10 protein-coding genes and 1 pseudogene are annotated in these 8524 nt (G+C 37.5%); 5 read left to right on the top strand and 6 right to left on the bottom strand.

All coding sequences use genetic code 11. The annotated features are described in order from the left end of the window. A pseudogene (locus tag AC27IJ_RS13780) lies at positions 1-376 on the bottom strand (collagen-like protein); the annotation flags it as partial. 184 nt (positions 377-560) lie between these two features. Here AC27IJ_RS13780 and AC27IJ_RS13775 point away from each other — a divergent pair. From AC27IJ_RS13775 to AC27IJ_RS13765, 3 genes are all read left to right on the top strand, one after another. Beyond that, positions 561-911 (top strand): DNA polymerase beta superfamily protein, encoded by a 351-nt coding sequence (locus AC27IJ_RS13775; RefSeq protein WP_487149378.1) that lies wholly within the window; start codon positions 561-563, stop codon positions 909-911. A 293-nt stretch (positions 912-1204) separates the two neighbouring features. Beyond that, positions 1205-2077, top strand: coding sequence for a hypothetical protein (locus tag AC27IJ_RS13770; protein ID WP_312446547.1), 873 nt, complete (start codon positions 1205-1207; stop codon positions 2075-2077). A 10-nt stretch (positions 2078-2087) separates the two neighbouring features. Beyond that, positions 2088-2357: a helix-turn-helix domain-containing protein gene (locus AC27IJ_RS13765; RefSeq protein ID WP_313259558.1), complete on the top strand. Its 270-nt coding sequence runs from the start codon at positions 2088-2090 to the stop codon at positions 2355-2357. A 393-nt stretch (positions 2358-2750) separates the two neighbouring features. Here AC27IJ_RS13765 and AC27IJ_RS13760 read toward each other — a convergent pair whose 3' ends face one another. From AC27IJ_RS13760 to AC27IJ_RS13745, 4 genes are all read right to left on the bottom strand, one after another. Continuing rightward, positions 2751-3392: a hypothetical protein gene (locus tag AC27IJ_RS13760; protein ID WP_487149376.1), complete on the bottom strand. Its 642-nt coding sequence runs from the start codon at positions 3390-3392 to the stop codon at positions 2751-2753. A 376-nt stretch (positions 3393-3768) separates the two neighbouring features. Beyond that, complete coding sequence (locus tag AC27IJ_RS13755) at positions 3769-4335, bottom strand: hypothetical protein (RefSeq protein ID WP_487149374.1); 567 nt, start codon at positions 4333-4335, stop codon at positions 3769-3771. Between the two features lie 388 nt (positions 4336-4723). Then, a complete protein-coding gene (locus tag AC27IJ_RS13750) occupies positions 4724-4885 on the bottom strand; it encodes a hypothetical protein (RefSeq protein ID WP_313259565.1) in 162 nt (53 codons plus the stop codon). Positions 4886-4914: 29 nt separating this feature from the next. Next, positions 4915-5151, bottom strand: a complete 237-nt coding sequence (locus tag AC27IJ_RS13745) for a hypothetical protein (RefSeq protein WP_312446555.1) — start codon at positions 5149-5151, stop codon at positions 4915-4917. A gap of 449 nt (positions 5152-5600) precedes the next feature. On the opposite strand from AC27IJ_RS13745, the gene AC27IJ_RS13740 reads away from it, so the two are divergent. After that, a complete protein-coding gene (locus tag AC27IJ_RS13740; protein WP_487149372.1) occupies positions 5601-6035 on the top strand; it encodes a Crp/Fnr family transcriptional regulator in 435 nt (144 codons plus the stop codon). Positions 6036-6100: 65 nt separating this feature from the next. Next, positions 6101-6847: an SDR family NAD(P)-dependent oxidoreductase gene (locus AC27IJ_RS13735; RefSeq protein WP_487149370.1), complete on the top strand. Its 747-nt coding sequence runs from the start codon at positions 6101-6103 to the stop codon at positions 6845-6847. A 224-nt stretch (positions 6848-7071) separates the two neighbouring features. Here AC27IJ_RS13735 and AC27IJ_RS13730 read toward each other — a convergent pair whose 3' ends face one another. Further along, positions 7072-8424 (bottom strand): PQQ-dependent sugar dehydrogenase, encoded by a 1353-nt coding sequence (locus AC27IJ_RS13730; protein ID WP_312446558.1) that lies wholly within the window; start codon positions 8422-8424, stop codon positions 7072-7074. Between the last annotated feature and the right edge of the window lie 100 nt (positions 8425-8524).

Here is an 8524-nt window from a genome sequence, read left to right as displayed (position 1 = left end):
GCCCGGTTGCACCGGTAGGTCCTGTTGCGCCGGTAGGTCCGGTGGGCCCGGTTACACCAATAGGTCCGGTTGCACCGGTAGGTCCGGTTGCTCCAATAGGTCCTATCGCACCGGTAGGTCCGGTGGGCCCGGTTACACCAATAGGTCCGGTTGCACCGGTAGGTCCTGTTGCGCCGGTAGGTCCTGTTGGTCCTGTTGCTCCACTAGGCCCTGTAGGCCCTGTTGGCCCTGGACAACCTCTAGGCCCAGTTGGGCCTGTTACTCCTGGACAGCCTCTAGGTCCTTGACAACCCCTAGGTCCTGTAGGCCCTGTTGAGCTACAACAACGACGGCAACAAGAACAATGATTATCATTAGACTCTATATTATTATTCATAGAGAATTTCCTTTCTATAATTATTTGATTATATATGGAAACATTATAAAGAACTTTAATTCTTTATACTCATAGAATATGTCTGGTTGTACAGGTCTGTTAATTTTATGCCGGCTAGTACATCATACGGATTTTGCTAATTAAACAACGTACAAATTCATTATCCCTAATCGGTATTATGAATTTGTACGTTGTTAATAAGAAAGATAAAAAAGTAAGAAAAAAATATCTCATAGGTGAAAAAGGGAAATCAAATTCGCCACCTACTCATGTAAATTGCTATTTACAGGAAGAGTCGGTAAAATATAAAAAGTATTTTTATGCGTTAAGACCACTGCTTGCAGGAAAATACATTCAGGAATACCAATGTCCGCCACCAGTATCATTTGATGATCTTATGAAAATGGATATAACGTCGGAACTGCGAAATAGAATTGACGAGTTGCTGGAAATCAAAAAAAGGAGCGACGATAGAGAAAAGGGCATGCAGATTCCGATTATCAGGGATTTTATTATCGATGAAATAGGAATATAAAAGGCCTATGTGGAAGATATTTCAGATGGCAGAAAGCGTGACTGGGAAAGTCCAAATGATATTTTTCTAAAGATTTTGGGATAAGTTTCAATAAAAGTAGCACCTATTTATATGGGAGCTACTTTTTTAGTGTTTCTGGTGGGCACGCGTTCTAACGAGTAAATGGATCTAATCCGATAATTCAAATAACTATCTAGAATTAAAATCTAAAGATATTGTAATTTTATTCACAAAGTGATAATATAAATAATAAGTAGTAAGTAGTAAGTAAATACTGTTAAAGGAGGATTATTGTGGATTTAACATTATCAGAACGTTTTGCACTAATTGGTTTTAACGGTTATGAGAGCGAGCATAGAGAAACCGCTAAGCAGAATGTATTAAAGGTATTAGCTGCTGCTATATTTTTGGAGGAAAACTACGACCTTGCGACGGGTAAATGGAACTTTAATGAAGAAGGAATGAAAGATGCCATGAAAAAAGCAAATAAAAAAGAATTAGAACGAACTTACGCGGAACGCTTACAAAGCAAACAGCTTCTTTCTAAGGTTCCTAGTTTGTTAGGCTGTGATTTATATTACGATAAAAATATTAAGCTAAAAACCTATGTAAGCGATGCAAGGGAGTTTGAATGCCAGTTAGATTTGTTAAGGGCTGAGTTTTTAGAAGAAGGACCCATCTCAGAGGAAAGTATTATTTTGGTATGGCTGCTATTAGAGTCCCTATGCTTCTATCAGGTCTTTTCTGTCTATGAACAGAATAAAATCACAGTGCGGATGGCAAGTCTTCGCAATGAAAGCATCTTGGCAAAAGCACTTTATCCCATCGAAATACGTTCTTTATGGGGGACTGTAGTGGTTGGTTTTTTACGACTGAAAAGCCAGGCAGCTGCTACTGAGACAGGAAAAGGCTTTAATTTCATATTCCCATTTTTTGAAAGAAAACAATCGATCTTTATCGATACAGAAGAATATTTTCCAAACGCACAGATGCGATTGAAGAATGTATTGGATCGAATATCTTCACAGGGGCATGTATATGAGGTGCTTCGAGATGGTGCAGTTCCGATTGTAAAAATTGATAATATTAAATATGAACTAATCCCTGAAGCTGTCGTCAGCAGAATGCCTATCCATGGAGTAAGATTACGTCGTTACAATCTGTAAGGAGCTGGATATGTCAAGGCAACGAACAATTGAAAAAATAATGGAATCAGAATATGTATCAATTGGAGAATTGGTGCGACTAACCAATGCCAGATACAGTACCCTAAAGTTCTATACAGAAGAGGGAATGCTGCCCTTTGAACAGGCAGAAACGAATCTGACCAGGAGATTCAAACGCGTAGAAGCAATCACTCGCATTGAGGAAATAAGGGAAATGCGTCAGAACGGCAAAACCATACCGCAGATAAAGGAAATGCTTCAGGAATCTGCGAAAGGCTAAGAATAAATTAAATATTAGCATTTTTAGTGTAGTTTTTTAAGACGATCACCAAAGGTAACTGTGGCCGGAGTGGAACAGAGGAATATTAAGTAATTAAGATTGAAAGAATCAGAAGCAGATGTGCTTTGTCTGATAAAAGGGAGAAGCCGGCAAGGTCGGGGGAATCCTGCCGGCTGTATGAAAAAAAGTTTTATTTTAAAGGGTTGTTGGCCTCTTTACAATTATTAATATACCCGTAAATTGTGACGGGAGTTTGATGAACCTGTGAAGAGTTTGTGAAAGGAGGCAAAGGTGAAAAACCATGAATTAATTTCTATGCTCGAAAAATATCAGGCAGGTGCAGAAGTGAGGTTCTGCGGAGTAGTATCAGATAATGAAACCGGAAATAAATTCTTAAATCTTAGGTTTTGCAGATTCAAGTTGCTTTTGTTTGATTTCATACCAGATTTCTTCACCTATATCTTTCAAATCCTTAACATTTGAACTTGAATATCCATCATAGACATATTGCAAAGCTCTATAATCTTTACCTTGAAGAATCAAAAAACTCACATTAAAAGCAGATTCTGAAAAATCATATCTATAATCATTGGTCACAAGTAATGACTGTGAGAATACATAATATCGATATCCCCCATTATCAATCTCACAAATTTTTGACAATTCCTTACTATTTAATTGATTTTTATCATTAGATATTTTTCCATAAACATACAAATCTTCATCAAACCAATGCAATGTTTCATCATCAATTCCATCTATTTTAACTTTGGCAACTATATAAGGCGTATAGGAATAATTTACATCTGACTTTTCCTGATACAGTTCACATGATGAAAATTGAAGAATATGTCCTTTGTATTCCATATCATAAGGTAAAATACTTAAATTAAATGTGACTCTCCTATCTCCGCCGTAAATCTCAACACCGCCCCTAGTTTCAGCGGTAGTTTGCACTTCCCAACCATCTTTTGAACAGCCCGTTATACAAATAATTCCAAGAGCCAAAGTCATTGTTAAAAGGTACTTTTTCATAGCACATCCCCCATTCATATATATATGAAACATACCATACTTTTTAGTAATGTTCAAGAAAAGAGCGGGGAATAATCCTCGCTCTCTGTAATGTTTTATTTAATTTGTTATTCGTGGCTTGTGCATTCCGGTGATTCTGAGTTGCAAGGCATTAGGTAAATTCTGCATCGTCCGCTTTTACCAGGCCTTCCATTTCGGTTTTTAAACCACTTCCACAATGATTTGATCTGCGGTTATTTTAAATTGTGCTACTGTGTATTCTTTCAAGTCTGTCACCCGGACAGATACTTCTTCCGCCGATTTCTTTATAACAGCCGTTTTTCCTTCCAATTGAATAATCTGTTCACTCAGGCCAGATCTCGGCTCCTGTTCAATATTACCGCTCGCCTCTGTCCATCATGGCCTGTATGCCTTTTATGGTCCGTTTAAGGCAGTAAGTCTCAATTACATCATCAGTTGTATAACAGATAATTCCATCTCCGATTTCTAGCCAGGGCAACGACGGGCCGACGACATGGCACGGTCTATACAATCTACCGGAAATCTGGTCATAAACTGTTGAAGCAATCGCAAGAAGCTGTTCATTGGATTTTCCATACACGAGGAAATTACCTTGGAATATATAACAATTTTTCCCTGGACCGTAATTAATCCCCATATCCCCTTCCTCCTGCCTAATTTGTACCTTGTCAATCGGATTTACCACATAATCTTCAAAATGAGTTTCAGATTGCTTGTAATAAGACAATGTTTCTGCTTTGGTCATTTCAGAAGGAAACAAACCAGAAGTTCCCAGGAATTTATATGTAAGCCTGCCGGTTTTACCAATATTTCCAAAGCAACCGTTTATCTCACAGATGGCCATTAAAACCTTACGGCCATCCAACTGCTCCGGGTCAATGGTCTTTATTATCTGCATATCATCTAGGGGTGAATTTGTCATAACCTGCGTAACACCCACATAGTTGCAAAGGGAATCCCTGAACCGCTTCAATGTCAGTGGAAAGGTCAATCCCTGGTACCAGTCAACACATTCTCCACAAGGTCAAATCTTCTTGCCTAATCTTTTCTACTATCGATAGATGAGTTGGCGATAGAAATCAAGATACTGGAAACAATTGATATAACTGCTCCTCCATTCTTGAATTTTCTCTTTGCATCCAAAGAATGGACATGGCTTTAAATCTTCCATATTACCTCCAAATAAACAATGCTTTTATAAATAACCCCTCAAACTGGCGACCACACCAATAGCTATCAATAACAAGTGTGGGGGTATTGTATTAGGTTAACATTTGCTTTATGATGCTCGTTGTTTTTTATATATCGCATTACGTCAAATTCTTCTTAATTGAATCAGTAGAAGGAGTAATAGAATCATCATCTGTTATTTCAACATCATCATATCTAGCCTTCATTGCATTTGCCATAGTAATTGCTTCTTCCTCTGAAAACCCAAAATCTACCCATACTTGCACTTCTTCCTTTAACATCGTTTCTTCCTCCAATACAACGTTCCGGATTATCTGTGACTCACAATCATTGCCGCTATATACCCCAATCCGAAAATAACACCTGCAACCAGCCATGATACGGCACATTTAATTATAGTCATCATCGTCATCGATGAGGTCAACACCCCTGCATCGGAAGCTGCAACACAGACCATAATTGGTTTGATGAGTAGGGTCCAATAACCAATGTATACAGCTAGCATAATTCCTGCCAAAAATATTCCGATAGACAAATAACCTCTCATACACTCCACTCCTTGTTTACATCTGTTATATAATATTCATATTATTCCCTAAAAGTAACTATTATATAATTCGTGCTTATTGCAACTTGCCATTATGCTAATCTTTTTATAGCATATTTCTGAAGGTGACAATATGTTAGATTAATTATTAATTTTTACAAAGGTAATACCAATATCATTTTAGATATTCTAAAATAATTATACCTACATTATTGATATATCATTTTACCTCCACATATATTTCTGTGCCTAATGGGCAGGATTCATAAGGAAGCAACTGCCAACACTAATATTACGAGATAGACAGCCATTAGACGAGCCAGTATAAAACTTTATAGTTTGTCATTTAGCTCTCAATGACAATAGGAAGAAAATGTGATAGTATATAAATGCTACAATATAATTTTGCATAAATTATAAATCAGGAAAGATGATGCTAGTGAAACCGAGTGAATATATGGAAAGAAAATTACGGATATTACATTGATAGTAAGGGCAATGATATAACAAAATGCTTCTGTGCAGAGGAGGATTTCTTTTCAACAGAGGGTTATAGAATATCTTCCCCCGCGACATTCACTATCGAATGTTTAGAGGATTGCAAATGCTTGCAATTGCCATATAAATCACTCAAAAGCATTGTGAATTCTAATAAAAGCATTGGTGATTTAGTAAGTCATTTGTTTCAAGTGGAAGTAAGCAAACTAGAAGATAGAAGTAAAAGTCTTATGTTGCTAAATGCAGAAGAACGTTATCGTGCTTTTTACAACGATTATCCACATTTGCATAATAGAATCGCTCTAAAATATATAGCCTCCTTTATAGGTGTTCGGGCGGCTTCATTGAGCCGTATACGGAAAAAGCAAAAATTAGACAAAAATTAACCTAGGTGAATTACAAAATCACTTCTTCCGGTCATACTTGACTATAAAGGAAGGAGTGATTTTTTATGGAGAATGTTCTCATTACAGGTGGAACCAGCGGAATTGGTTACGCACTTGCAAGAATATTTGCGGCAAATAAATATAACCTTATACTTGTTTCTTCAAATTATGAGAACTTAAAGATAGCATCGCAAAAACTTCAAACAGAATTTCCTGTAACAATAAACATTTTTGAGCAGGATTTATCAGAACTAAAAGCGGCTGAAAAGCTTTATACCCGTTTACAAGCTGAAAATATTAATGTGGACATACTGGTAAATAATGCTGGATGCGGCTTGGTCGGGGCAACGGAGAAAATAAACTTTTGCGATGATGAAAAAATGATGGTTTTGAATATGATAAGCCTTGTAGAGTTATGCAAATTATTTTTGCCTTATATGTACGAGAAACAACATGGAAGTATTCTAAATATTTCTTCAACAGGAGCATTTCAACCAGGGCCATTTACATCTACCTACTTTGCAAGCAAGGCATTTTTTTTGAGTTATAGTAAAGCCGTGCGTTTTGAAGCTGAAAGATATGGCGTACGAGTTTGTACTCTGTGTCCGGGTGCAACGCAAACTAATTTTTTTGCTCGCGAAGGAACTGACTTGCCTAAAACCGCAATGTCCGCTGACGAAGTTGCTGAATACGCATATCGGCAATTAATGAAAAACAAGTCAGTGTTTATCCCCGGATTTATAAATCGGGTAATGCAAGCATTCCCAACAGACATAAAAATGTTGGCAGTTGCAGAAATGAAAAAAGATTAATCTTCATTCGCTGTGGCGGTAAATAAAAAACCGTTGTTTCAGCGACTGAATAGCTATGCGTTTTCATATTGTAATAGCAGATAACAGCGGTTTTGAAATTAAACAATCAAAGCCGCTGTTTCTATTTGCAAAAAATCTAATTTTATAGGGGAGTATTCACACACTGCCTTTCACTGATCATTTAAACACACATCTCTTCATTGCCTTTGGTTTATAAATGATATCTACAGCATTACTTTTCTTATCCTCCAAATTACTCCTGTGTTTGGTAAATAAATATTTTGCAAATCTAAATCAGCGATCGCCATATCCGATATATACATTGAATTATCAGGTCCGAAAACAACATCGGTGGGCCTGCTCAACCCCCTTTCTTCCGGAAATCCTGATTTATTTATAGCAAATGTTGCTATTTCTCCATTAACAACATTAACTTTTAATACCCTATGTCCTACACCTGAACGTATATAATCGCCAGACTCTTCGTATTGGATTCCGCCAAAACACGCAATGTAAATATCTCCAATCAATCCAAAATCTGATGACCCGTTAAAATCAAATCCCATTATATTGGATCCAGACGGAAAAACTGCAATTGGTGTTGGCGGTATCGATGGAATGGTATGAAGTAATGGTTCTGGTTTTCTGCCTCTGATCGGAGTAAACCTGGGCAATGTAACAGGAGCTCCTCCAGTGTAATCTGGCCAGCCATACCACGCACCTATATTAAACAAATGCAATTCATCTAATGCATTGGCAATCGGTCTGCTTCCTCTTGCATCCATTCCCTGGTTTGATATGATTAGCCGGTTCAAGCCGTCAAATTTCATACAAAATGGATTACGAAGTCCCCATGCGACCTGTTCGATATCAGAGCCATCCATATTTGCCCTTAATACACTGCCAGAAGCTAAAAGTCTGCCTTCTTTCACTTGATATTGTTGAATAGTGGGCACTCCAAAAGGGGTAAAAGCTCCGGTAACAGCCGTCCCCATGGCTGGTATCAATACATTTTTAGTTTCAAAATTAGTGTAGTTAAGAAATATATAAGAACCTGGATAATCATGTAAATGAGGATGCTCAAGAACCCAGCTATTATCCAGTCCTACCACACCAGAATTCGTTGTTGTTCCCTGTCCAAAATATATTTTCTCATCGACGCCAAATTCAACGCGGTTGTTGCTAAAGTCCCCATTGCTTGGCAAGCCACTAATAATATCCTGTCTTGTTCCATCCGGACTAAGAACAGTTACAGCTCCTTTATGCGATACATAAATGTATCCGTTTCTATAATTGATTCCAGTTATGGGGACATTAAAGCCATCGGCAACAACCTCTATACTTCCATTACTTATGCGCATAACTCTAGGATTCATTGTAGCCATTCCGGAATCAGCAATTAACATATCACCATTTTCCGTGAAAACCATACCAATAGGTGCATTTAATCCTTGAGCAAAGACTTCTATTTGATAACCTACAGGTACACTTATTCTATCTGGATCAAGCTCCCTCTGTTTATTTGGAGCTTGTTGCATGCATGACTTCTGCAGGTGCTTGTTTACAGCGAAATTCACATTATATCTCCGCTTATATATATCATTTACAATATATGTTAAATTTTTAAATATGGTGACCGCTCTGTATTAGATATTCATCGGTTGGATTCTCCTATTT

It is taken from the genome of Lacrimispora sp. YZC11, from assembly GCF_057543815.1.
Note: the sequence above shows the minus strand (reverse complement) of the source record. Positions and strands in the feature narration are given on the sequence as shown.

What these genes read in the sequence shown, in the direction of transcription:
- AC27IJ_RS13765 (WP_313259558.1), top strand. Translation starts at nt 2,088, where the DNA reads ATGTCAAGGCAACGAACAATTGAAAAAATAATGGAATCAGAATATGTA.
- AC27IJ_RS13760 (WP_487149376.1), bottom strand. Translation starts at nt 3,392, where the DNA reads ATGAAAAAGTACCTTTTAACAATGACTTTGGCTCTTGGAATTATTTGT.
- AC27IJ_RS13755 (WP_487149374.1), bottom strand. Translation starts at nt 4,335, where the DNA reads ATGACAAATTCACCCCTAGATGATATGCAGATAATAAAGACCATTGAC.
- AC27IJ_RS13750 (WP_313259565.1), bottom strand. Translation starts at nt 4,885, where the DNA reads ATGTTAAAGGAAGAAGTGCAAGTATGGGTAGATTTTGGGTTTTCAGAG.
- AC27IJ_RS13745 (WP_312446555.1), bottom strand. Translation starts at nt 5,151, where the DNA reads ATGAGAGGTTATTTGTCTATCGGAATATTTTTGGCAGGAATTATGCTA.
- AC27IJ_RS13735 (WP_487149370.1), top strand. Translation starts at nt 6,101, where the DNA reads ATGGAGAATGTTCTCATTACAGGTGGAACCAGCGGAATTGGTTACGCA.